General features: G+C 65.3%; 22 protein-coding genes. 12 read left to right on the forward strand and 10 right to left on the reverse strand.

Going from position 1 to position 22004, the window contains the following annotated elements; all coding sequences use genetic code 11:
* The first annotated feature begins 78 nt into the window (after positions 1-78).
* Positions 79-1878: a PglL family O-oligosaccharyltransferase gene (locus AC3WW4_RS16695; protein WP_488829555.1), complete on the forward strand. Its 1800-nt coding sequence runs from the start codon at positions 79-81 to the stop codon at positions 1876-1878.
* Positions 1879-1900: 22 nt separating this feature from the next.
* Here the strand turns inward: AC3WW4_RS16695 and moaC are convergent, their stop codons facing one another.
* Positions 1901-2377, reverse strand: coding sequence for a cyclic pyranopterin monophosphate synthase MoaC (gene moaC / locus AC3WW4_RS16700; RefSeq protein WP_488829556.1), 477 nt, complete (start codon positions 2375-2377; stop codon positions 1901-1903).
* Between the two features lie 105 nt (positions 2378-2482).
* On the opposite strand from moaC, the gene AC3WW4_RS16705 reads away from it, so the two are divergent.
* The 5 genes from AC3WW4_RS16705 to AC3WW4_RS16725 all read left to right on the forward strand — a co-directional run bounded on the left by AC3WW4_RS16705 (position 2483) and on the right by AC3WW4_RS16725 (position 9824).
* Positions 2483-4150: a M48 family metalloprotease gene (locus AC3WW4_RS16705; RefSeq protein WP_488829557.1), complete on the forward strand. Its 1668-nt coding sequence runs from the start codon at positions 2483-2485 to the stop codon at positions 4148-4150.
* A 421-nt stretch (positions 4151-4571) separates the two neighbouring features.
* Positions 4572-5543: a TerC family protein gene (locus tag AC3WW4_RS16710; RefSeq protein ID WP_488829558.1), complete on the forward strand. Its 972-nt coding sequence runs from the start codon at positions 4572-4574 to the stop codon at positions 5541-5543.
* 219 nt (positions 5544-5762) lie between these two features.
* The gene (locus AC3WW4_RS16715; protein WP_488829559.1) at positions 5763-8021 is read left to right on the forward strand and encodes a TonB-dependent receptor; all 2259 of its coding nucleotides are present in this window, start codon (positions 5763-5765) and stop codon (positions 8019-8021) included.
* 22 nt (positions 8022-8043) lie between these two features.
* Positions 8044-8727, forward strand: coding sequence for a Fe2+-dependent dioxygenase (locus AC3WW4_RS16720; RefSeq protein ID WP_488829560.1), 684 nt, complete (start codon positions 8044-8046; stop codon positions 8725-8727).
* Complete coding sequence (locus tag AC3WW4_RS16725) at positions 8727-9824, forward strand: alpha-hydroxy acid oxidase (protein ID WP_488829561.1); 1098 nt, start codon at positions 8727-8729, stop codon at positions 9822-9824. Before AC3WW4_RS16720 ends, AC3WW4_RS16725 begins: the two co-directional genes overlap by 1 nt.
* Positions 9825-9846: 22 nt before the next feature.
* Here AC3WW4_RS16725 and AC3WW4_RS16730 read toward each other — a convergent pair whose 3' ends face one another.
* Positions 9847-11109, reverse strand: coding sequence for an NADH:flavin oxidoreductase/NADH oxidase family protein (locus tag AC3WW4_RS16730; RefSeq protein WP_488829562.1), 1263 nt, complete (start codon positions 11107-11109; stop codon positions 9847-9849).
* Between the two features lie 234 nt (positions 11110-11343).
* Here AC3WW4_RS16730 and AC3WW4_RS16735 point away from each other — a divergent pair, with 234 nt between their 5' ends.
* Complete coding sequence (locus AC3WW4_RS16735) at positions 11344-11652, forward strand: SWIB/MDM2 domain-containing protein (protein ID WP_300157166.1); 309 nt, start codon at positions 11344-11346, stop codon at positions 11650-11652.
* A 210-nt stretch (positions 11653-11862) separates the two neighbouring features.
* Entirely contained in the window at positions 11863-12075 is a 213-nt protein-coding gene (locus tag AC3WW4_RS16740) for a hypothetical protein (protein ID WP_488829563.1), read from the forward strand.
* 29 nt (positions 12076-12104) lie between these two features.
* On the opposite strand, the gene AC3WW4_RS16745 is transcribed toward AC3WW4_RS16740, so the two are convergent.
* Genes AC3WW4_RS16745 through argB form a run of 5 tightly spaced genes read right to left on the reverse strand, consistent with a single transcriptional unit; the run spans position 12105 to position 15943 of the window.
* Positions 12105-12605 carry an NUDIX domain-containing protein gene (locus AC3WW4_RS16745; protein WP_488829564.1) on the reverse strand — a complete coding sequence of 167 codons (501 nt, stop codon included), beginning with the start codon at positions 12603-12605 and terminating at the stop codon, positions 12105-12107.
* Positions 12598-13512 carry an ATP-binding protein gene (locus AC3WW4_RS16750; protein ID WP_488829565.1) on the reverse strand — a complete coding sequence of 305 codons (915 nt, stop codon included), beginning with the start codon at positions 13510-13512 and terminating at the stop codon, positions 12598-12600. The genes AC3WW4_RS16745 and AC3WW4_RS16750 overlap by 8 nt, the downstream gene beginning before the upstream one ends.
* Positions 13513-13571: 59 nt before the next feature.
* Entirely contained in the window at positions 13572-14267 is a 696-nt protein-coding gene (gene slmA / locus AC3WW4_RS16755) for a nucleoid occlusion factor SlmA (protein ID WP_488829566.1), read from the reverse strand.
* A gap of 20 nt (positions 14268-14287) precedes the next feature.
* On the reverse strand, positions 14288-15028 hold the full coding sequence (locus tag AC3WW4_RS16760; protein ID WP_488829567.1) for a pyrimidine 5'-nucleotidase: 741 nt from the start codon (positions 15026-15028) through the stop codon (positions 14288-14290).
* A gap of 6 nt (positions 15029-15034) precedes the next feature.
* Positions 15035-15943 (reverse strand): acetylglutamate kinase, encoded by a 909-nt coding sequence (gene argB, locus AC3WW4_RS16765; protein WP_488829568.1) that lies wholly within the window; start codon positions 15941-15943, stop codon positions 15035-15037.
* Between the two features lie 143 nt (positions 15944-16086).
* On the opposite strand from argB, the gene AC3WW4_RS16770 reads away from it, so the two are divergent.
* Positions 16087-16380 (forward strand): copper-binding protein, encoded by a 294-nt coding sequence (locus AC3WW4_RS16770; protein WP_488829569.1) that lies wholly within the window; start codon positions 16087-16089, stop codon positions 16378-16380.
* Positions 16381-16418: 38 nt separating this feature from the next.
* Here AC3WW4_RS16770 and AC3WW4_RS16775 read toward each other — a convergent pair whose 3' ends face one another.
* From AC3WW4_RS16775 to AC3WW4_RS16785, 3 genes are all read right to left on the reverse strand, one after another.
* On the reverse strand, positions 16419-16922 hold the full coding sequence (locus AC3WW4_RS16775; RefSeq protein WP_488829570.1) for a YqaA family protein: 504 nt from the start codon (positions 16920-16922) through the stop codon (positions 16419-16421).
* Positions 16923-17008: 86 nt separating this feature from the next.
* Positions 17009-17788, reverse strand: coding sequence for an OmpW/AlkL family protein (locus tag AC3WW4_RS16780; protein WP_488829571.1), 780 nt, complete (start codon positions 17786-17788; stop codon positions 17009-17011).
* A 184-nt stretch (positions 17789-17972) separates the two neighbouring features.
* Positions 17973-18731, reverse strand: a complete 759-nt coding sequence (locus AC3WW4_RS16785; protein ID WP_488829572.1) for an OmpW/AlkL family protein — start codon at positions 18729-18731, stop codon at positions 17973-17975.
* A gap of 304 nt (positions 18732-19035) precedes the next feature.
* Here AC3WW4_RS16785 and dusB point away from each other — a divergent pair, with 304 nt between their 5' ends.
* From dusB to purH, 3 genes are read left to right on the forward strand one after another with little or no spacing between them, the layout of a single operon-like run.
* Entirely contained in the window at positions 19036-20130 is a 1095-nt protein-coding gene (gene dusB / locus AC3WW4_RS16790) for a tRNA dihydrouridine synthase DusB (protein ID WP_488829573.1), read from the forward strand.
* A gap of 6 nt (positions 20131-20136) precedes the next feature.
* Complete coding sequence (locus AC3WW4_RS16795; RefSeq protein ID WP_290728551.1) at positions 20137-20373, forward strand: Fis family transcriptional regulator; 237 nt, start codon at positions 20137-20139, stop codon at positions 20371-20373.
* A gap of 27 nt (positions 20374-20400) precedes the next feature.
* On the forward strand, positions 20401-21990 hold the full coding sequence (purH, locus tag AC3WW4_RS16800; protein WP_488829574.1) for a bifunctional phosphoribosylaminoimidazolecarboxamide formyltransferase/IMP cyclohydrolase: 1590 nt from the start codon (positions 20401-20403) through the stop codon (positions 21988-21990).
* Positions 21991-22004 lie beyond the last annotated feature (14 nt).

Consider the following 22004-nt stretch of genomic DNA (forward strand, 5'->3'; position numbering starts at 1 on the left):
CGACACGCCGCATGGAAAAGATTTCGTCTCTTGAGACAGGTCAATCTGCAGGCGCGACTGGCCTGACAATAACGGCCCATGAGCACACCTGATGTTGGCATCCCGCCCCTGGGGCGCACGCCTGTGACCCTGTCCCCCGCCGGGTGGGCCTGGGCCTTGCTGGCCATCGTGGCCCCCACCTTGATTGCGGCCCACGACCCACCTTCCGTGACCTTCTACAACCAGGCCCTGGCCGTGCTGGGCTGGGGCTTGTGGCTGGCCTGGATGGGCCGCGCCCCCGGCGGGCTGGACCCGGCTGCAGCGCCACGGGCGCAGGCGGGCCGCTGGGCCCTGACCGGGTTGCTGGGCGTGCTGGCGGCGGCGGCCTTCGGTTCAGGCGCGTTCGGCACCCTGCCAGGCGGGCTGAGCCTGATGGGCGGGGGGCTGAGCTTGGCCGCCTTGCTGGCGTTTCACAGCGGCTGGCAGCAAGGCCGCGCCGCCACACGTGACGTGATCGCGGAGCTGTTCTTTGGCGCGCTGGCTCTGGCGGGGGGAGTGGGCCTGCTGCTGGCTGCGGTGCAGGTGTTCATACCCAGCTGGGCCGACGGCACCTTGATTGCCAGCCCGAACATGGCGGGCCGCGCGGTGGGCAATCTGCGCCAGCCCAACCATTTCAGCACCCTGCTGGTGTTCGCGGCAGCGGCAGCGGCCTGGTTGGGCGCGCGTCGGCGCCTGCGCCCGGATGTGGCGGCGCTGGGCGTGGCCCTGTGCATCGGCGGCATCGTGCTGACGGCCTCGCGCACGGGCATGGTGGCCATGGTCTTCCTGACGACCTGGGGCGTGCTGGACCGCCGCCTGCCCCGCACCTTGCGCGTGACGCTGGTGGCCGCTCCGCTGGTGTACGGCGCCTGGTGGGGCGGGATGTGGCTGCTGGCCCATGCCGACCGGGCCGTGGCCTTTGCGGGGGAGACGCGTCTGCATGACAGCAGCGACATTTCCTCGTCACGTTTCAAGATATGGGCCAATGTGCTGAGCCTGATCCAACAGCACCCGTGGTGGGGTGTGGGCTACGGTGAGTTCAACCTCGCCTGGACCTTGACGCCCTTCCCCAACCGGCCTGTGGCCTTTTTTGACCACACGCACAACGTGGTGCTGCAATGGGCGGTGGAGCTGGGATTGCCGGCGGCCATCGTGCTGAGCCTGCTGGCCTGGTGGGGCTGGTGGGCCCTGGTGCGCCCCGGCTCGGAGCAGGAGCGCCAGACGGGTGAGCCCGCCACCGTGGGCGCGGCCGCAGTGATCGTGACCACCGCGGGGCTGCACAGCTTGCTGGAGTACCCGCTGTGGTACAGCTACTTTCTGCTGCCCACGGCCTTTGCCTGGGGCCTGGGCCTGGCGGCACGCCAGGGCGCAGCCCGCACTGCCGACGCCGGCCGCCCCCGCTGGCGACTGGCCGGTGGTGTGGTGATGGCCCTGATGGCCCTCTGGTGCGCGCTGGACTACCAGGCCGCCGCCAACATCTATGCGCCGCGCCCTGGTGCCTCCAGTCTGGAGCGGCGGATTGCCTTTGCCAAGCAGATGCCCTGGTGGGGTTACCAGGCCGACTATGCCGATGTCACGGTGGTGGACAAGGACGAACCCAGCCCGCCCCCGCAGGCGTTTCGCCGCACCTTGCACAACCTGCTGGATGCGCGCCTGATGATGGCCTATGCCCGCTCGCTGGCGGAGCATGGCGAGGTCGACAAGGCTCGTTTTGTGGTGGCGCGGCTGAAGGAGTTCAAGAATGGGTCGGCCAAGGCCTTTTTGGCGGCCTGCGATGCCGCCCCGGTGTCAGGCCAGGAGCCGCCCTTCCAGTGCGCGCCACCGCAGCGTCATTACGCGTGGCGGGAGTTGCTACCCTGAGGGCGACGCGTGGTGGGCTGCCTCAGGCCGCCTGCCAGTGCCCCGACTTGCCGCCCTGCTTTTCGAGCAGGCGCACGTCGGTGATGACCATGCCTTTTTCCGCAGCTTTGCACATGTCGTAAATGGTGAGCAGGCCCACCTGCACCGCAGTGAGGGCCTCCATTTCGACGCCAGTGGGGCCCACGGTCTGCACCGTGGCGCGGCAGGTGACGGCGCTGGCCGCGTCGTCCAGTTCAAACTCGACGGCCACCTTCGACAGCGCCAGCGGATGACACAGCGGGATGAGGTCGGCCGTGCGCTTGGCACCCTGGATGGCGGCGATGCGAGCCACCCCCAGCACGTCGCCTTTGCCGGCACGGCCTTGGGCGATCAGCGCCAGGGTGCTGGGCAGCATCACGATGCGGCCCTGGGCCACCGCCACCCGCACGGTGGCAGGTTTGGCGGACACGTCCACCATGTGGGCCTGGCCCTGCGGATCGAAATGGGTCAACTCGGTCATGGCGCTGCGTAAAGAAATTCAAGAAGCCGAACTTTGAGACACCCGCAGGCTCTCAAGGACATGGCTTCGCAGCATACTGCACCGTCTCGTTCGACTTTTGCGTTCATGGCCTTGCTCCCTCCTTTGACCGGCGGTCTCCACCGACTTGCGGCGCTGGCGTCGCGTCAGCGCCTCCCGCACTGGCCCTGCGCCCTGGCGCTGGCCCTGTGCACGGTGCCCGTGAGCACCGGCGTGCTGGCGCAGGAAAGCCCCCCTCCCGCCGCGCCCTTGAGCTTGCCGGCCCTTGGCGACGCGGTGGGACAAGATCTGTCGCCACGGGCTGAACGCCGTCTGGGGGACCGCATCATGCGCGCGATCCGAAGCGACCCGGCCGTGATCGACGACCCGCTGGTGCTGGAGTATGTGCAGGCGCTGTGGGGCGACCTGCTGAGTGCGGCCCGCCAGCGCGGTGAGATCGGCCCGGACCTGGACGACAGCCACGCCTGGGAGCCCTTCCTGGTGCGCGACAAGTCGGTGAACGCGTTTGCGCTGCCCGGGGGCTACATCGGGGTGCACCTGGGCCTGATGGCGATGACCACGACGACCGATGAGCTGGCCTCGGTGCTGGCGCACGAGCTGTCGCACGTGACGCAACGCCACATCGCCCGCATGATGGGGCAGCAGGCCCGCACCTCGTGGATGAGCATGGCCTCGATGGTGCTGGGCATCCTGGCGGCCAGTCGCAACCCGGCCGCCGCCCAGGCCCTGATCTACGGCGGGCAGGCTGCCACAATCCAGGGGCAGTTGAACTTTTCGCGCGACATGGAGCGCGAGGCCGACCGGGTCGGCTTCACGGTGCTGTCCGAAGCGGGTTTCGAGCCCGGCGGCATGGCGCGCATGTTCGAACACCTGCAGCAGGCCTCGCGCCTCAATGACGACGGCAGCTTCCCATATCTGCGCACCCACCCGCTGACCAGCGAGCGCATCGGCGAGGCGCGCGCGCGCATGGGGCCCGATGGCTGGACACGCGCCCTGCAGACGGGCCCCTCCGAGCACCAGCGGACGGCTTGGCATGCCCTGATGTCGGCCCGCGCCCAGGTGCTGATGGACCCGCGCAGCGATGCCCTGCATCGGCTGGCCACCCTGGCCCAGCCCGAAGGCGCCAGCCCCTTACAGCAGGTGCGTGTGCACTACACCGTGGCCCTGGCGAAGCAACGCACCGGTCAAGTGGCCGGCGCTGCGGCCGCCATGGCCCAGGCCCGCCAAGCCGCCATGAACCTGCCCGCTGCACAACAACCCCTGGTGTGGCGCATCCTGACACTGAGCGAGGCCGACGGCCTGCTGGAAGCGCAGCGCCCGCAGGAGGCCGCGACGGTTCTGGCACGACCCGCTTTGCCCTCGCCGATGGTGTCCCCCTCGGCGGGTCGCCCCGAGTTGCTGCTGAATGCCCGCCTGGCACTGGCCCAACCGGCCGGCAGCACCCAGGTCAGCACCTGGCGCGAGGCCGCCAACCAGCTGCAGCCCCATGTCAGCCAGCACCCGCAGGATGCCGCCGCCTGGGCTCTGCTGTCGGAGCTGTGGCGCCGACTGGACCAGCCGCTTCGCGCCATCCGGGCCGATGCCGAAGCCACCGCTGCGCTGGGTGACCTGCCCGGCGCCATCGACCGCATCCAGGGGGCGCACCAGCGCTTTCGGCGCCCCAACGCGGCCGATGTGATCGAGCTGAGCGTGATGGATGCCCGTCTCAAGGTCTGGCAGCGTCAGCAGCGAGCCGACCTGCGAGACGACAGCTAATGTGACCATTCTAGCAACATGGTTAATGCATCATTTGCGAATGATTCGCATTAACATTCATGCAAGCGACCACACGCTCTCCTTGTGGTCGCCAGCGACACCAGCCATGGTGTAGGTGGAGCGTGGGGCTCCACCTTCTCTTCCTTCGCCGCCAAGGGGCCAGCCTCTTGGCGGCCTTTTTTTTGCCCATGCCCCCACGCTCACCGCAGGGGTTCGCGGTCTTGGGTATCATTTGCGCAGACCGAAGGGGGAGTAGCACCACGCTCATGCGCGGGTGACGCCTCGTCAACACGTTGGGTGCCCGCCTGGGCCACCCATCCGGGGCACACGGCAGACGCCTGTCTGCTTTGCAAGACCTTTCGGCGCTTCATGTTGTGCAACCCAGGGTGGGTTGCCCATGTTCGTGCCGAGAGGAGTTTGCATGCATACCCTAGCCCCACTGTGGTTGTGGTCCGTTTTCATCGTTTTTGTGTTGTTGGCCTTGTTCGTGGACTTCGTGGTCCTCAAGAAACAAGGCGCTCACGAGGTCACCGTGCCGGAGGCGATCCGATGGTCGGCCATCTGGGTGGCTCTGAGCCTGGCCTTCACGGGGCTGTTGTGGTGGGCCTTTGCGCAAGATCAGGGCGCGGCCGTGGCCCACACCAAGGCGCTGGAGTTCCTCACTGGCTACCTCATCGAGAAGTCGCTGGCGGTGGACAACATCTTCGTCTTCCTGATGATCTTCACCTACTTCTCGGTGCCGGCGGCCTACCAGAAGCGGGTGCTGATGATCGGCATCATCCTGGCCATCGTGCTGCGCACGGTGATGATCCTGATCGGCGGTTGGTTGATCGCGGAGTTCCACTGGATCCTGTATGTGTTCGGCGCCTTCTTGCTGCTCACGGGCATCAAGATGTGGCGCGGTGCCGATGAGGAGTCCGATCTGGAAGACAACCCGGCGCTGAAGATCTTGCGCAAGGTCATGCCCGTGAGCAAGCACTTCGATGGCGAGCGCTTCTGGACCGTGCAAAACGGAGCCCGCATTGCCACCCCGCTGCTGCTGGTGGTGACGCTGGTCGGCTTCACGGACGTGATCTTTGCGGTGGACTCGATTCCCGCCATCTATGCGATCACGGCCGACCCTTTCATCGTGCTGACGTCCAACATCTTCGCCATCCTGGGCCTGCGGGCGATGTTCTTCCTGCTGGCGGCCATGGCGGCCAAGTTTCACTTGCTGAACTATGGCCTGGCAGTGATCTTGGTGTTCATCGGCACCAAGATGCTGGTGATCGACCTCTACAAGATCCCGGTGCTGGTGTCGCTGGGCGTGGTGATCGGCATTTTGGCCATCACGATGATTTGGAGCGTGAAGACCGCGCCGAAGATTGGGCCGAGCAAGACGGTGAGCCGTTGAGCGGATGGATGAGCCCGACGGGCTCGTCGAGGTGAGACGCAACGCCGGCCTGGGTGCCGGCGTTGTCGTGTGGCGCGTGCATGAATACAACGCACGGCTTTACATTGCTATTGCGAATCATTATCATTTGCTCTACTTTATCCGCAGCAACCACTTGGTCATGCCCCGCGGGAACGATTCGCCCTGTGAGAGGGCTTTCATTTTTGGAGCACTTGGTTCATGTCCCGTACTGTGTTGTCCCCCGCGCCCGCCCAGGGTAGCCCCCGCTCGACAGCTTTGCCCCTGGGCGCCTTGGCCGCCGGTGTGGGTCTGAGCCTGATCGGCTCGGCCGCGCTGGCCCAAAGCGTTGCCGCCCCTGAAGCCGCTCCCGCCAGCGCGCAGGTGAGCCCGGCCGAAGACGCCAGCGTGCAGACTTTGCCGTCGGTGTCGGTCAAGGCTCAGGCCGACCGCAAGCCTGCAGCCAAGACGAGCTACCAAGCCGTCTCAACCAGCATCGGCAAGGGCAAACAGGCCCTGCGTGACGTGCCCCAATCCATCACTGTGGTGACGGAAAAGCTGATGGATGACCGCAACCTCGATGACCTGAAAGACCTGCTGCGCACCACGGCAGGCATCACCTTCCAGGCCGGCGAAACGGGCGAAGAGGACGTGCGCCTGCGTGGTTTCTCACTGAGCCAAGCCGGCGACCTCTATATCGACGGGATGCGTGACCCCTCGCTGTATGAGCGCGACACCTTCAACAACGACCGCGTCGAAGTGCTCAAGGGCTCGGCCTCGATGTTGTTCGGCCGCGGCTCCACGGGCGGTGTGGTCAACCAGGTCAGCAAGCAACCGTTCCTGATGACCCAGCATGAGGTGGAAGCCGCCCTGGGCACCGGCAAGGAAGTGCGACTGACCGGGGATTTCAACATCAAGACCGGCGACGCGGCGGCACTGCGGATCAACGCCATGGTTCAGGAAGCCAACAACGACGGCGCCACCGTTTCCAAGAAGGGCATTGCGCCCACCTACCGCTGGGGCATCGGCACAGACGATGAGTTCACGGTTGGCCTCTTCCACCTGGAGTACGACAACAACCCGATCTACAACCACCCCTGGTTCAGCGTCAACGGCAAGATCGTGCCCACCCTGGATGCCAAGAACTTTTACGGCATGGACAGCGACTACAACCGCGGTCACGCGACGTACGGCACGCTCAGCCACCTGCACCGTTTCGGCGATGGCGGGGAACTCAAGACCACGCTGCGCCATGGCCGCTACAAGCGTGAACTATGGGCCACGACCGTGTCCTTCGGCACCACCAACGGCGTCGCCACCACGCCTGCCAACCTCAGCGATGCCACCATCCTGCGTCGTGGCTCAAAGGGCCGCATCGCCGTCACCGATGGCACCGTGCTGCAAAGCGACTACAGCAACAAATTCCAGCTGGCAGGCCTGCGCCACAACCTGATCACAGGTCTGGACTGGTCTCAGGACGAAGCCAAGCGCGCCAACAGCTACGCTGGCGGCGTTCGCCCGGACACCACGGTGGGCCATCCCGACGCTGGTCAGAGCATCGCCGACACACGCGCGCCAGCGGCGTTCAATGAATTCACCTCGCGCAATCTGGGTCTGTATGTCCAGGACATGCTGGAAATCAGCCCGACGTTCAAGCTGCTGGCCGGCCTGCGTCATGATCGGTTCAAGGCCAGCTATGACACCGCCACCGGCGGGCACTTCGATCGCGCGGACAACCTGACCAGTCAGCGCCTGGGCGCCTTGTTCCAACCCAGCGACTGGGCCTCTTTCCACGCGTCCTACGGCACATCGTTCAACACGTCGGGTGACACCTACCAGTTCGCCGTGCAAGGCCCCAGCACCAAGGATGCGAACACGCCGGCAGAAAAGAGCCGCAATTTCGAGATCGGCACCAAGCTGGACCTCTTCGAGCAACGCCTGTCGGTCAATGCATCGGCCTTCTACACAGAGAAGTACAACGAACGCAACACCGACCCGGATACGGCCGCCGCGCAGCAACTGCTGTCAGGCAAGCGTCATGCCAAGGGCCTGGACATCGACATCGCCGGCCAGATCACACCCAAGTGGGACGCCTACCTGTCGTACACCTGGATTCCGGTGGCACGCATCGACAAGAGCAATGTGCTCACCGGCAATGCCCAGCGTCTTGGTGACCGCCCTGGCCTGACGCCCAAGCACAGCGCCAGCCTGTGGACCACCTACCAGTTGGCCCCCAAGTGGCGCGTGGGCGGCGGCCTGAACCACCGCGGCGAACAGAACCCGGAAGGCAACCGCGCCCTCATGGCCGACGCGTTCACCACGCTGGACCTGATGGCCGAGTACAAGATCGATTCAAGCATGAGCGTCAAGGTGAACGTGACCAACGTGACCGACGAGCTGTATGCTGACTCGCTCTACCGCGGCTTCTACGCGCCCGGTGCGGCCCGCAGCGTGCAGGTCTCGCTGAAAGCCTCGTTCTAAGTTCCACCACGCCCTCGTCGCCATGCTGCTTCACATCCCTGATGTCCTGACCTCAGACGAACTGCGCGAACTGCGCAGCCTCCTGGACGAAGCCGCATGGCGCGATGGGCGCGCCACCGCCGGCACCCAAGCGGTGCAGGCCAAGAACAACGAACAAATCACCACCGGCACGGACACGGCCAAAGCCGCCCAGCAACTGGTGTTGCAGGCCCTCAACCGCAATGCCCTGTTTTTCTCGGCCGCCCTGCCCCGCAAGATCTTCCCGCCGCAGTTCAACCGCTATGGCGGGGACACCAATTTCTACGGCGATCATGTGGATGGTGCCGTGATGCACGTCGCCGCCACGGCCGAGAAGGTTCGCACTGACGTCAGCTGCACCCTCTTCATCGCCGACCCTGCCGACTATGACGGCGGCGAACTGGTCATCAACGACACCTACGGCCAGCAGCGCGTCAAGCTGCCGGCCGGAGACATGGTGCTGTACCCCAGCACCAGCGTGCACCGCGTCGAGCCCGTCACGCGAGGCCATCGGGTCGCCAGCTTCTTCTGGGTCCAAAGCATGGTGCGCAGCGACGATCAGCGCCGTCTGCTGTTCGACCTGGACATGAACCTCATGCGCCTGCGCGACGCCCACGGCGAAAGCGGCCCCATGGTGGGCCTGACCGGCACGTATCACAACCTGCTGCGCCTGTGGGCAGACACCTGATGGCAGCGCAGCCGCCCTCGCGACACATTCCAGAGGACGTGGTCAATCTGGAAGACTATGCGCGACACGCCCAAGCCCGCCTGCCCGAAGCCACCTGGGCCTACCTCAGTGGCGGAGCGGCGGACGAGCTCACCCTGCGAGCCAACCGGCAAGCCTGGTCGGACTGGCTGCTGCACCCTCGAGTGTTGAAGCCCCTGCACGGCGCGCACCTGCGCACCACGCTGCTGGGCCGCCCACTGGCCCACCCCATCTTGCTGGCCCCGGTGGCCGCGCACCAGTTGGCCCACCCCGATGGCGAGCTCGGCGTGGCCTATGCCGCCGCCGCCCAGGCCGCAGGCCTGATCCTGAGCACCCAGGCCAGCAGCCCACTGGAAGAGGTGTCGCAAGCCTACTTGAGCGAACCCGGACACGGCCCGTTGTGGATGCAGCTGTACCTGCAAGCCGACCGAGGTGCCACGCTGGCCCTGGTGCAACGCGCCGAGGCAGCTGGCTATGAAGCCTTGGTGGTGACCGTGGATGCGCCCACCCACGGTGCCCGTGACCGCGAGCGGCGCGCCCATTTTCAGATGCCCGCCGGGATGCAGGTGAACCTCGACACGCCGCCCTTGCGCGCCCAGGCGGACGCAGGCTGGGAGACCGTGCTGGCCCAGGCACCGACCTGGTCGGACATCGCTTGGCTGCAGACCCAGACCCGGCTGCCCATCCTGCTCAAAGGCGTGCTGCACGAAGACGATGCCTGTGAAGCCTTGCGTCTGGGCGTTCACGGCCTGATCGTGTCGAACCATGGCGGCCGCACACTGGACACGGCCGTGAGCAGCGCCTGGGCCTTGCCGCGCATCGCCGATGCGGTGGGGGGCGATGTATGCCTGCTGGTCGATGGCGGCATCCGCCGGGGCACCGATGTACTCAAGGCGCTGGCGTTGGGGGCACAGGCAGTGCTGATTGGCCGCCCCTATGTCTACGCCCTGGCCACCGTGGGCGCCCTCGGGGTGGCGCATGTGCTGCGCCTGCTTCAAGATGAGCTGGCCATCGCCATGGCCCTGTGCGGCTGTTCCACCGTGCCCGACATCCACCGAGGGCTGCTGGTGCGCCCCTGAGGGCGACAACCGCGTCAACCGTTCACGTCGCCCGCAGCCGCGTGGGCCGCTTCTTGCGCCCCCACCCCATTTGCTTGAACACGGTCTTCAAAAAGACCCACAAGGCGCTCTCGTTCGGCCGCGGCGCCTCGCCACGCCCGATGCGCTTGAGCTGTCCGGTGTACCAGCTCACCTCCATCAGCCCCATGCGGTCGATCGGCGGGATGCCCGTCTTGATCGGCCGCACCTGCTCACGAGGGGCCTGCCCGCTCAACAGCCGGTTGACCACATCCGGCTCGATCGCCACAGCCCGCGCCAGACCCACCAGGTCCACCGCGCCCGACGTGAGCGCCGCCGCCATGCCCTCCAGCGAACGAAAGCCCCCCGTCACCACCAGCGGCACGGACACCGCCTGGCGCGCCTTCTCGGCAAATGCCAGAAAGTAGGCCTCGCGCTGGCGGGTGCTCTCCCTCACCGGGGCGTCCGCCGTCTTCACGCCCGTCATAGCGGGCGCCTCGTACGTCCCACCCGAGATCTCGATCAGGTCGATGCCCGCTTGCGCCAAGGCGCGGATGGTGTCGAGCGACTCTTCCTCCGTGAAGCCCCCGCGCTGGAAGTCGGCCGAATTCAGCTTGATGCCGATGGGGAAGTCCGCCCCCACCTCGGCGCGCATCGCCGCCAGCACGGCCAGCACAAAACGACGACGCTTCTCGGCCGAGCCGCCCCACTCATCGCTGCGCTGGTTGTGGTGCGGCGACAGGAACTGGCTCACGAGGTAACCATGCGCGCCATGGATCTGCACGCCCGTGAAGCCGGCGCGCTTGACGATGCCGGCCGCACGGCCAAAGCGCGCGATCAACTCGCGCACCTCGGCATCGGTGAGTTCGCGTGGGGTGGGGAAGAAGGCCTGCATGTCCTTGCGAAACGGCACGGCCGAAGGCGCCACATTCTCCTTGTTGAGGCCTTTGGGGGCCTGCTTGCCGGGGTGGTTGAGCTGGACCCAGCACTGCGTGCCGTGGCGGGTGGCGGCCTGTGCCCAGGCCTGCAGCTCAGCCATCTGACTGTCGTCTTCGATGGCCACATTGCCCGGCTCGCCCAGTGCCCATCGGTCGATCATCACATTGCCGGTGATGCACAGGCCCACGCCGCCATCGGCCCAGGCCCCGTACAGGCGCGCAAGCTCGGGCGTGGCCCGCCCTTGACGTGTGCCCAGCGCCTCACTCATCGCCGACTTGCACACACGGTTCTTCACCACGCCACCGCGTGGCAGGTGGAAAGGCTGGGCCAACACGGCTTGAGGCAACATCCAGAACTCCGGGAAAATAGGACAGCTCGCGGAAAACGCGCCCCCCGATTGAACACCAAAGGCCACCACCATGTGATTTTCACGGGCGACGACACGGTACAAAGGGTGCCACCAGGCGGTTTTGCCCAGGAAAAGCATTACCATCGCCGAGGCAAGCCCCAGATCGCTGCACACACATGCGGCCAACATCTGGGCTCGAATCAGATCTGACTCACCAAAATTGGAGTGATACACATGGCAACTGCAAAGAAAGCCCCGGCCAAGGCCGAAGGCACCAAGGCTCCGGCAGCCAAGCGCGCCCCCAATGCGGCTTTCCTCAAGCCTCTGACCCCCAGCCCGCTGCTGGCCGCCGTGATCGGTGCTGCCCCGCTGCCCCGCACCGAGGTCACCAAGAAGGTCTGGGAATACATCAAGGCCCACAACCTGCAAGACGCGGCCAACAAGCGCAACATCAATGCCGATGCCAAGCTCAAGCCCATTTTCGGCAAAGACCAGGTCACCATGTTCGAACTGACCAAGCTGGTCAGCCAGCAACTGAGCTGATCCGCCCCCTGCCAAGGGCTGCACTGACGAGTTCAGCCCCTGACACGCATCAAGCCCGGCTCTGCCGGGCTTTTTTCATGCCCGCCCCCGGGAAGCTACCAAGAGAGTGCCCCCCTGGGTGTGACGCACAATGTCCCGCGCTGCCCCACGCCGGGTGGCGCCGATGCCCAACAGGCATCCATCTTTGTGAACCACTTTCAGGAGAATCCCATGTGGAAGATTTTGGTGGCCTTTGTGGCCTTCGCGGTCCTGGCCATTTTCGTGCTGATGAAGAGCGGTGGCAACATCGACATGGGCGGTGAGAAGCACGGCATCGAAGTGGAGCACAGCGAAAGCGCAGCTTCGGGCGCATCGGCACCTGCCAGCGAAGCCGCTGTGGCGGTGGAGGCCGCATCGGCCGTGGCCAGCGCTGCCAGCAACTGATCGGCCGCGCCTCGGCTGAGGCGCGTCGCTCAAACCGGCTGACCCGCCTCGTGGTGCGTCAAGCCGGTGTGGCCCCGCTCTGCGGCCAGCCACTGCAACACCGGGATGGTGCCTGGCAAGACCGGCACCACCTCCACCGGCAACGTCTGCCAGGCCATGTGTTGCGACTCCTTCATCTCGAACTCACCCTGCCAGTCGTAGACCTTGCAAAAATGCAGGCGCACCCGTGCATGGGGATAGTCCATCACCTCCACCTGCCAAGGATGGGCCTCGCCAATGGTGATGCCGATCTCTTCGTGCAGCTCGCGGCGCAAGGCCTGTTCGACCGTTTCGCCGGCCTCCAACTTGCCGCCCGGAAACTCCCAGTGCCCCGCGTAGACCTTGCCTTGTGGTCGTGAGGTCATCAGGAAGCGGCTTTCGCGCCCCTGGGCATCGCGCTCGATGAGCACGCCCACGGCGACTTCGACCGGCGTGCGGTCGGTGGCGTCCATCACGTGGTACGACTTGCGCTCGGTTGAGGTCTCAGACATGGTCGGCTCCGGTGTGGTCACGGCCGGCGTAATCACGCGCGAACTGGTAGGCCACGCGGCCCGAGCGGGAGCCGCGCTCCAGCGCCCACAACAAGGCCTGCGGACGCGCGACGTCCATCACCCCGTCGGGCAGGCCGAAATGGGCCAGCCACTGCGCCACGATGGCCAGGTACTCGTCTTGCGTGAAGGGATAGAAGCTGATCCACAGCCCGAAACGCTCGGACAGGGAAATCTTCTCCTCCACCGCCTCGCCGGGATGCAGCTCGCCATCGCTGGTGTGTTTGTAGGTGGCATTGTCGGCGTGGTACTCGGGCAGCAGGTGGCGGCGGTTGGACGTGGCCATCAGCAGCACGTTGTCGCCGCCCGCGGACACGGTGCCATCGAGGATGGATTTGAGGGCCTTGTAGCCGGGCTCGCCCTCGTCGAAACTGAGGTCGTCGCAGAAGATGATGAAGCGCTCGGGACGGGTGCTCACCAGCTCGATCAGATCGGGCAGGTCAATCATGTCGGCCTTGTCCACCTCGATGAGGCGCAGGCCCTGTGCCGCGTGGGCCTGCAGACCCGCCTTGACCAGGGACGACTTGCCCGTGCCGCGTGCCCCTGACAGCAACACGTTGTTGGCCGGCTTGCCCGCCACGAACTGTGCCAGGTTGCGGGTGAAGCGCGCTTTCTGGGTGTCCACTTCCTGCAGATCGGCATAGGTGATGTGGGCCACGTGGCGCACCGGCTCCAAGCGACCAGCCGCCCAGGCCTGGCCACTGCGCTTGCGGTAGCGAAACGCCACCGAAGCCGACCAATCGGGTTCGGCCACGGCTTGTTGAGAGGAAGGCAGCAAGGCATCCAGTCGCGTCACCAGCGACTCGGCACGTTGCAGCAGGGAGATCAGGGCAGGGTCAAGCGTCGTCATGCGGGCAGTGTAGCGACTGCCGCACCTCACCTGCACGCGTGGACACGTTGGGGCAGGCCTCAGCGCAGCAGTTGCTGCACGCTGGCGTCGAGGTGCTCGGTGGGCAGGCGCTGGAAGCCGGTGCGCACGAAGCGCTGCAGGCGACCCAGCAACAGGCTCACCGCCAGCGAGGCCCCGGCCTGCGCATCGACCGTGGGCGTGAGCGAGCCGCGCGCCTCGGCCACCGCCTTGTGGCTCTGGCGCAGCAAGGACTCCAGCCGATCCCACAGCTGGTTGATGCGCACCGACAGACGCGCATGCTCCAGGATGAGGGCATCGCCCACCATCACGCGGCACATGCCGGGGTTCTTCTGTGCGAACTGCAGCACCAGTGCCAGCAGGCGGGCCACCTGCTGGGCCGGGTCGGGCTCACGCGCCTGGACCTGGTTGGCCAGGGTGAACAGGCTGTCTTCGATGAAAGCAATCAGGCCCTCGAACATCTGCGCCTTGCTGGCGAAATGACGGTACAGGGCCGCTTCGCTGACCTGAAGGTGCTTGGCCAACACCGCCGTGGTGATGCGATCTGCATCGGGCTGTTCGAGCAGCGTGGCCAGGGCCCGCAAAATCTGCTCACGACGCTCACCGGGCTTGGGGCGCTTGCGTGCCGGCGGGGCCACGGCCTCTTGAAGAGGGGCAGGCTCCACCGCGGCCACCATGGGGGACGGAACCGCAGCCGCCGCAGCCTGAGCCGCCTGGTGTGAGTACGCGTCCGACATCCAGCCTCCGTGTGTGGTGATCACCGTCTTGCTGTGCGAGCCCAGCTGTGCAGGGCCCGAAGCCGTTTGATTCTGACACACACCCAGGGGGGGCTCCCATGCAGGTGCCGGCCCACTTCCGGCCCATGCGGATTGTTCTGGAGGTAATGCTGCATCCACACCGTGCGCAGGCCCAGACGGCGGGCACTTTTGAGGTTGGCCACCGTGTCTTCGACCAAGACACAGCGGTGCGCCAGCAGCCGGTGGCGGGCCAGCACGACGCGCAACATGCGCACATCGGGCTTGGGCCGCAGGTCACCAAACACCCGCATCGCCTCGATCGAGATCACACCCTCGAAGCACGAGGCCAGGTCCAGCGCCGTCAGCACCCGCTTAGCATACTCGGCTGGCGCGTTGGTCAGCAGGAACTTGCGCCCCGGCAAACTGCGCAGTGCGGCACGATCGACCGGCGGGATGTGGAGTTGCGCCTCCAGGCCGGGCAGCGTGTGGGTCTGGGCCAGGAAGTGGGCGGCGCGGATGCCGTGGTGCTTTTCCAGGCCCAGCAAGGTGGCGCCATAACGGCGCCAGTAATGCATGCGCAGCCGATCGGCTTCGTCGTGCGGCAAGCCCAGGTGCTGCACGATGTAGTCGGTCATCGAGCGGTTGAGCCGCCCGAACACGGCCTGGCTGGCGTCGTGCAGAGTGTTGTCGAGGTCGAACAACCAGATGGGGGCCGCCCCCGGCCCATGGCTGCTCACCCGCCCCCCATCGTCAGCATGCATCAGCGATCAGTGCGAGCGGATCATGGTGCCGTAAGCCTGCTCGGTGAGGATTTCGAGCAGCATGGCGTGCGGCACGCGGCCATCGACGATGTGCACGGCGTTGACCCCGCTCTTGGCGGCGTCCAGGGCGCCAGCGATCTTGGGCAGCATGCCGCCGCTGATGGTGCCATCGGCCACCAGCTCGTCAATGCGGCGTGCGGTCAGGTCGGTCAGCAGATTGCCTTCCTTGTCGAGCACACCCTTGATGTTGGTGAGCAGCATGAGCTTTTCGGCTTTGAGGATCTCGGCCAGCTTCGAGGCCACCAGGTCGGCGTTGATGTTGTAGCTCTCGTTGTGCTCGCCAAAGCCAATCGGGCTGATGACGGGGATGAACTGGTCATCTTGCAGGGCCTTGACGACGCTGGGGTCGATGGCTTCAATTTCACCCACCTGACCGACATCGTGTTCCTTGGTGGCATCTTCCAGGTCCACCAGCTTGAGCTTGCGGGCGCGGATCATGCCGCCGTCGCGACCGGTCAGGCCCACGGCCTTGCCGCCAGCGGCGTTGATCAGGCCCACGATGTCTTGCTGCACCTCGCCAGCCAGCACCCACTCGACCACTTCCATGGTTTCTTCGTCGGTGACGCGCATGCCCTGGATGAACTGGCCCTTCTTGCCGATCTTGTTGAGTGCGGCGTCGATTTGCGGGCCGCCTCCGTGCACCACCACCGGGTTGAGACCCACCAGCTTGAGCAGCACCACGTCTTCGGCGAAGTCGGCCTGCAGGGCCGGGTCGGTCATGGCGTTGCCGCCGTACTTGATGACGATGGTTTTGCCGTGGAACTTGCGGATGTAAGGCAAGGCCTGCGCCAGGATCTCCGCCTTGTCACGGGGAGCAATGTGGGCAACGAGGTCGGGCTGGGCAGAGTCGGGCATGGCGTAGGCGCAAAGAGGTGGAAGGAAATTCAAATCGGCATTTTAGAAGGCTGAGCCCGTCCTTGTGCGGGAACCGGTCAACCCAGCGCCGTCATGAACGTTTCATGGATACTGTCAACCTTGTTTTGACAGAGGAGCACCCCGTGAAGCACACCCTGACCCGCACCCTCGGTGGCCTGATCCTGGGCTTGGGCGTCGCCCTGGGCGTTCAGGCACAACCTGTGGACGGCGAAGTCAAGAAGATCGACCTGGAGGCGGGCAAGGTCACCCTCAAGCACGGCCCGATCCAGAACCTCGACATTCCGGCGATGCAGATGGCGTTCCGGGTGGTCAATCCGGCTTGGCTGCAAAGGCTGCAGGTGGGCGACAAGGTGACGTTTGAAGCCGACAAGGTGGGCGGCCAGTTCACCGTGACGGCGATTGAGGTGCGCAAGTAAGAGGCAAGCGGGGCGAGGTGCGTTGAACCGCGCCGCGCTCAAAAGACCCAGACCAGGGCCCCCGTCATCATGACGTAGCGGGCCAACTTGCCCAGCGCCATGTAGGCCACGCAGGGCCAGAAGGGCAAGCGCAGCCAGCCGGCTACGGCACACAACGGGTCCCCCACCACCGGCATCCATGACAGCAGGCAGGCCTTGGCGCCAAAGCGTTCCAGCCAGGCCAGGGCCTTGCCGTGACCACGGCCCTGAAGGCGCGCGCCAGCGGGGTGGGCTTCATGCCAATGCTCAAGAGTGCGGTGTGCGCCAGCCCCCATCCACCAGGAGATGGCGCCGCCCACGGTGTTGCCCAGGGTGGCCACCAGCACGGCGGGCCAGAACAGATCTGGCTGAGCCTCGACCAGGGCAAACACCACGGGCTCCGATCCCATGGGCAGCAGCGTGGCAGAGACCAAGGCCACGATGAACACGGCCGGCAACCCCACCGACGGCAGCGCCAGCCAGCCCAGGGTGCTCGCGATCAATGAGTGCAGCCACGCGTCCATGTGCGAGATTGTGCGGCGAGAATGACAAAGGCCCCGACAAGCGGGGCCTTGTGATGCACAGCGCCGCGCGGCGCCCCCGCCTCGGATCAGAAGCTGTACGCCACCACGGCCGCGAACACGGAAGGATGGAAGCGGTAAGTCGCCTTCTGCATGCTGTGCTCGGTGTAGGTGGTGAGCTTGTGCTTGACAGCCGCCGTCATCCAACTGGCCTGCAGTGACCAGTTCTGGTCGAGCTGGTAGGTGACGCCAGTCTGAAAGGCCAGGCCCGTGGAGTCGGACAGTTTCACGCGCACGGCACCGTCGTGGTACAGCTCATTGCCGACGGCGTTCGTCGAGGACTTGAAGGTGGTGTGGTTGATGCCCACACCCACCCAGGGACGCAGAGCGTTGGTCTTGTCGCCGAACTTGTAGTTGACGAAGGCTGTGGGCGCCCACTGGCGGACTCCGGCGACGACGAGGCCGTTGTTGGCGGCCAGCTTGGCCCCCACACGGTTCACCTTGGTCGGCCCCAGGGTCTCATCGCCTGGCTGATAGCTGAGTTGCGGATTGTTCACCCGCAATTTCACGTCATGCTTGGGCGGGTGGCCCAGCCGCAACTCGAGCGACCAATGCTCATCCAGCGCACGCTCGATGCTGAACATGAGTGTGTCTTGGCGCTGAACCTCCAGGCTCACCCCCCCGTTCACGTTCACCGTCCCGTAGTACGTCCCGCCGACAACCGCCGGCAGCGTGCCCTTCAAATCCGAGCTGGTCGCACGCGGATCAATGGTGCCCATGCCCAGTTTGAGGGTGTAGCCGGACTGGGCGAAAGCGGCGCCGGCCATCAAAGTGGCGGCCAGGGAAAGAGTCAAGGGAAGGAACTTCATGAGAGGTGCGCGCAGCGCGTCAGGGAGGTCAGAACAATCTTTGCATTTTATTTGCAACGATTGCATTCTGCATGTAACCATTACCGCACAACACAGAGGGTTTACCCTCTGTTGACGTTGGCGCCTCCCCTGACATGAAAATGCCCGCACGGAGCGGGCATTGAGGCCATGAGAAAGGTGCCGCTCAGAACTTGCGGCCCACCGTGAGCATCCAAATGGAGGGGTTGAACTTGTACTTGCCGTACTGGGTCGCCCCCGACTCCGTCTCAATCCTGATGTTGTTCGCCACCTGGGCCGTGGCATAACTGGCGCTGATCAACCATTGATCATCAATGTGGTAAGCCATCCCGACCTGCAGCGCCAAGCCCCAGGAGTCGGACACCTTGGTTTTCACCTTGCCATCGTTGTAGAACGACTCCCCGGTTCTGGTTGGCTCGGGTTTGACATGCGTGAAGTTCACGCCCAGCCCAACATAAGGGCGCCAGGCGCTTTGCGGCGTGCCGAACTTGTAGTTGACGAAGGCGGTGGGGGCGAACTGTGTCAGCGTGGCCACCACCTTGCCGTCGTAGCTGTTGATGTGGTTGTACACCACCGACGGAAGAGAGCGATCACCGTTTGCATAGTCAGCCGCGCCTTTCTTCACCGTCGGATTGTTCATCCGCATCTTCACGTTGTGCTCAGGCGGAAAACCCAGCAGAAGCTCCCCCTCCCAGTTATCGCCGAAAGATCGGGCAATGCTGAAGATGAAAGCCGTCTGCGGTTGCACTTCCAATTGCGTATTCGGAGTGACCGTTCGTTTCTGCAGCGACGGCCCATCCGGAATATTGAGCGTCATCGTCCCCGTCAAGTCATCGCTGGTCGCATTCGGGTTGATGTAGGCCGCACCCACCTTGAAGGTGTATTGCTGGGCGCTGGCCGACGTGGCCAGCAGGGTGGCCGCCACGGCCAGGGACAGAGGCATCAACTTCATAGGTCTCTCCACATACAGGGACACGTTGGAAAAGCGACATGGCATGCCATGGCAAGCACCTTCATCCTACGTAACGCATGACGCGTGATGTCGGGTGTTTACGCTTACGTCACCCATCAGGTTTTCCCCCATCCTGAACGCTGCACCGCATGGGCATGTTTCCGCAGCCCAGGGTCGAAAAATCGTGCGCACGGGCGCTCTGACGGGCTATAATCTGCCTCTTTTTTAAGCAGCCCTGATCGTCCGTCGGTCGGGGCTTTGCCTCTTTCAGGCCCTCATGAATCCCACCTCCTCCTACGTCAGCGCCCTGGCTGTCGGCAACATCGTGTTGCCGAACCGCCTGTTCGTGGCGCCGATGGCTGGGGTGACGGACCGCCCGTTCCGCCAGCTGTGCAAGAACCTGGGCGCGGGCTATGCGGTCAGCGAGATGGTGACCGCGCGCAAGGACCTGTGGCACACACTCAAGACCTCGCGGCGCGCCAACCACGACGGTGAAACCCGCCCGATCGCGGTGCAGATTGCCGGCACCGACGCGGCCATGATGGCCGAGGCCGCCGCCTACAACATCGACCGCGGCGCCCAGATCATCGACATCAACATGGGCTGTCCGGCCAAGAAGGTGTGCAACAAGTGGGCGGGCTCGGCCCTGATGCAGGACGAGCCGCTGGCCCTGCAGATCGTGGAAGCCGTGGTGGGAGCCTGTGCGCCCCACAACGTGCCCGTGACGCTGAAAATGCGCACCGGCTGGAGCCAGGACCACAAGAACGCCGAGCGCATCGCCCGCGCGGCCGAGCAGGCCGGCGTGGCCATGCTGACCGTGCACGGCCGCACGCGCGAGCAAGGCTACAAGGGCCAGGCCGAGTACGACACGATTGCCGCCGTGAAGGCCGCCGTGCGCGTGCCGGTGGTGGCCAATGGCGACATCACCACGCCCGAGAAGGCGCTGGCGGTGCTGCGGCACACAGGCGCCGACGCGATCATGATCGGCCGCGCGGCCCAGGGTCGCCCCTGGATCTTTGGCGACATCGCCCACTTTCTGGCCACCGGCCAGCACCGCACCGCACCGCTGACACAGCAGGTCAAGCAGTGGCTGCTGGAACACCTGGGCGAGCACTACGGCCTGTACGGTGAATTCGCCGGCGTGCGCACCGCGCGCAAGCACATTGGCTGGGCCGTGCGCGCCCTGCCCGGCGGCGAGGCCTTCCGCACCCGCATGAACGCGCTCGACAGCTGCGAAGCGCAGGTGCGGGCCGTGGCCGACTATTTTGACGAACTCAGCCTTGACCACGATCGCCTGCCGGCTGCGGCCGTCGATGTGGCCGAGGACGACGACGCGCAGGAGGCCAGGGAGGCCGCCTGCACAGCGAACTGACCCGATATGAGCAAGAAGAACATCCAAGAATGCATCAAGGACAACCTGGAAGGCTACTTCCAGGACCTGCGTGGCGCCGAGCCGCACGCCGTGTACGACATGGTCGTCAACGCGGTGGAGCGGCCCATGCTGGAGGTGGTGATGTTGCGTGCCGAGGGCAACCAGTCCAAGGCGGCCGACTGGCTGGGCATCAACCGCAACACCCTGCGCCGCAAGCTGCTCGAACACAAATTGATCAAGTAAACCCCGCTTTGAACTGAAGGAAGAACCATGGCCTTGACCGCCCTGCTGTCCGTGTCCGACAAGACCGGCATCGTTGAATTTGCCCAGGCGCTGAACGCCCAGGGCGTGCGCCTGCTGTCCACCGGCGGCACAGCCAAACTGCTGGCCGAAAAAGGCCTGCCCGTGACCGAGGTCTCGGAGATCACCGGCTTCCCCGAGATGCTGGACGGCCGCGTCAAGACCCTGCACCCACGCGTGCACGGCGGCATCCTGGCCCGCCGTGACCTGCCCGAGCACATGGCGGCGCTGAAGGAGCACGGCATCGAGACCATCGACATGCTGGTGGTCAACCTGTACCCCTTCGCCCAAGCCACCGCCAAGGCCGACTGCACGCTGGAAAACGCCATCGAGAACATCGACATCGGCGGCCCCACCATGCTGCGCGCCGCCGCCAAGAACTGGCAGGACGTGGCCGTGATCATCGACCCGGTCGACTACGAGCAGGTGCTGTCAGAGATGAAGGCCGAGGGCATCACCCGCTCGACCAAGTTCATGCTGGCCAAGAAGGTGTTCGCCCACACCGCCGCCTACGACGGCATGATCACCAACTACCTGACATCGCTGGAAGCTGGCTCGGAGCTCAAGACCGAAGCCGTGCCCGCCAAGGAAGCCTACCCCGCCGTCTTCAACCTGCAACTGCACAAGGTGCAGGGCATGCGTTACGGCGAGAATCCGCACCAGTCGGCCGCCTTCTACCGTGAAGCCGCGCCCGTGGTCAGCACCCTGGCCAACTGGACGCAGATTCAAGGCAAGGAACTGTCCTTCAACAACATCGCCGATGCCGATGCGGCCTGGGAATGCGTCAAGGCCTTTGACGTGCCGGCCTGCGTGATCATCAAGCACGCCAACCCCTGCGGCGTGGCCATCGGCGCCGGCCCGCTGGAGGCCTACACCAAGGCCCTCAAAACCGACCCGACCTCGGCGTTTGGCGGCATCATGGCCTTCAACCGCGTGGTGGACGTGGACGTGATCGACGCCATCAACGCCAACAAGCAGTTCGTGGAAGTGGTGATCGCGCCGAAGTTCACCGACGCAGCCCGCGCCGCCTATGCTGCCAAGCAGAACGTGCGCCTGCTGGAAGTACCGCTGGACGATGCCACCCGCGGCCTGTCCAACGCGCTGGACTTCAAGCGCGTGGGCGGCGGCATGCTGCTGCAGTCCAGCGACAACATCGACCTGGTCGGTGACATCAAGGTCGTGTCCAAGCTGCAACCCACCGCGCAGCAACTGAAGGACATGCTGTTTGCCTGGACCGTGGCCCGCTTCGTCAAGAGCAACGCCATCGTGTTCTGCAAGGACGGCATGACCATGGGCGTGGGCGCCGGCCAGATGAGCCGCCTGGACTCGGCCCGCATTGCCTCGATCAAGGCCCAGCACGCTGGCTTGAGCCTGCAAGGCACGGCCGTGGCGTCGGACGCCTTCTTCCCGTTCCGAGACGGTCTGGACGTGGTGGTCGACGCGGGCGCAACCTGCGTGATCCATCCGGGTGGTTCGATGCGTGACGACGAAGTCATCGCCGCCGCCGACGAGCGTGGCATTGCCATGGTGTTCACCGGCACGCGTCACTTCCGTCACTGATCCAGGGTTCGCCA

The sequence above is a fragment of the Aquabacterium sp. TM01 genome, assembly GCF_057808345.1.

What these genes read in the sequence shown, in the direction of transcription:
- AC3WW4_RS16695 (WP_488829555.1), top strand. Translation starts at nt 79, where the DNA reads ATGAGCACACCTGATGTTGGCATCCCGCCCCTGGGGCGCACGCCTGTG.
- moaC (WP_488829556.1), bottom strand. Translation starts at nt 2,377, where the DNA reads ATGACCGAGTTGACCCATTTCGATCCGCAGGGCCAGGCCCACATGGTG.
- AC3WW4_RS16705 (WP_488829557.1), top strand. Translation starts at nt 2,483, where the DNA reads ATGGCCTTGCTCCCTCCTTTGACCGGCGGTCTCCACCGACTTGCGGCG.
- AC3WW4_RS16710 (WP_488829558.1), top strand. Translation starts at nt 4,572, where the DNA reads ATGCATACCCTAGCCCCACTGTGGTTGTGGTCCGTTTTCATCGTTTTT.
- AC3WW4_RS16715 (WP_488829559.1), top strand. Translation starts at nt 5,763, where the DNA reads ATGTCCCGTACTGTGTTGTCCCCCGCGCCCGCCCAGGGTAGCCCCCGC.
- AC3WW4_RS16720 (WP_488829560.1), top strand. Translation starts at nt 8,044, where the DNA reads ATGCTGCTTCACATCCCTGATGTCCTGACCTCAGACGAACTGCGCGAA.
- AC3WW4_RS16725 (WP_488829561.1), top strand. Translation starts at nt 8,727, where the DNA reads ATGGCAGCGCAGCCGCCCTCGCGACACATTCCAGAGGACGTGGTCAAT.
- AC3WW4_RS16730 (WP_488829562.1), bottom strand. Translation starts at nt 11,109, where the DNA reads ATGTTGCCTCAAGCCGTGTTGGCCCAGCCTTTCCACCTGCCACGCGGT.
- AC3WW4_RS16735 (WP_300157166.1), top strand. Translation starts at nt 11,344, where the DNA reads ATGGCAACTGCAAAGAAAGCCCCGGCCAAGGCCGAAGGCACCAAGGCT.
- AC3WW4_RS16740 (WP_488829563.1), top strand. Translation starts at nt 11,863, where the DNA reads ATGTGGAAGATTTTGGTGGCCTTTGTGGCCTTCGCGGTCCTGGCCATT.
- AC3WW4_RS16745 (WP_488829564.1), bottom strand. Translation starts at nt 12,605, where the DNA reads ATGTCTGAGACCTCAACCGAGCGCAAGTCGTACCACGTGATGGACGCC.
- AC3WW4_RS16750 (WP_488829565.1), bottom strand. Translation starts at nt 13,512, where the DNA reads ATGACGACGCTTGACCCTGCCCTGATCTCCCTGCTGCAACGTGCCGAG.
- slmA (WP_488829566.1), bottom strand. Translation starts at nt 14,267, where the DNA reads ATGTCGGACGCGTACTCACACCAGGCGGCTCAGGCTGCGGCGGCTGCG.
- AC3WW4_RS16760 (WP_488829567.1), bottom strand. Translation starts at nt 15,028, where the DNA reads ATGCATGCTGACGATGGGGGGCGGGTGAGCAGCCATGGGCCGGGGGCG.
- argB (WP_488829568.1), bottom strand. Translation starts at nt 15,943, where the DNA reads ATGCCCGACTCTGCCCAGCCCGACCTCGTTGCCCACATTGCTCCCCGT.
- AC3WW4_RS16775 (WP_488829570.1), bottom strand. Translation starts at nt 16,922, where the DNA reads ATGGACGCGTGGCTGCACTCATTGATCGCGAGCACCCTGGGCTGGCTG.
- AC3WW4_RS16780 (WP_488829571.1), bottom strand. Translation starts at nt 17,788, where the DNA reads ATGAAGTTCCTTCCCTTGACTCTTTCCCTGGCCGCCACTTTGATGGCC.
- dusB (WP_488829573.1), top strand. Translation starts at nt 19,036, where the DNA reads ATGAATCCCACCTCCTCCTACGTCAGCGCCCTGGCTGTCGGCAACATC.
- AC3WW4_RS16795 (WP_290728551.1), top strand. Translation starts at nt 20,137, where the DNA reads ATGAGCAAGAAGAACATCCAAGAATGCATCAAGGACAACCTGGAAGGC.
- purH (WP_488829574.1), top strand. Translation starts at nt 20,401, where the DNA reads ATGGCCTTGACCGCCCTGCTGTCCGTGTCCGACAAGACCGGCATCGTT.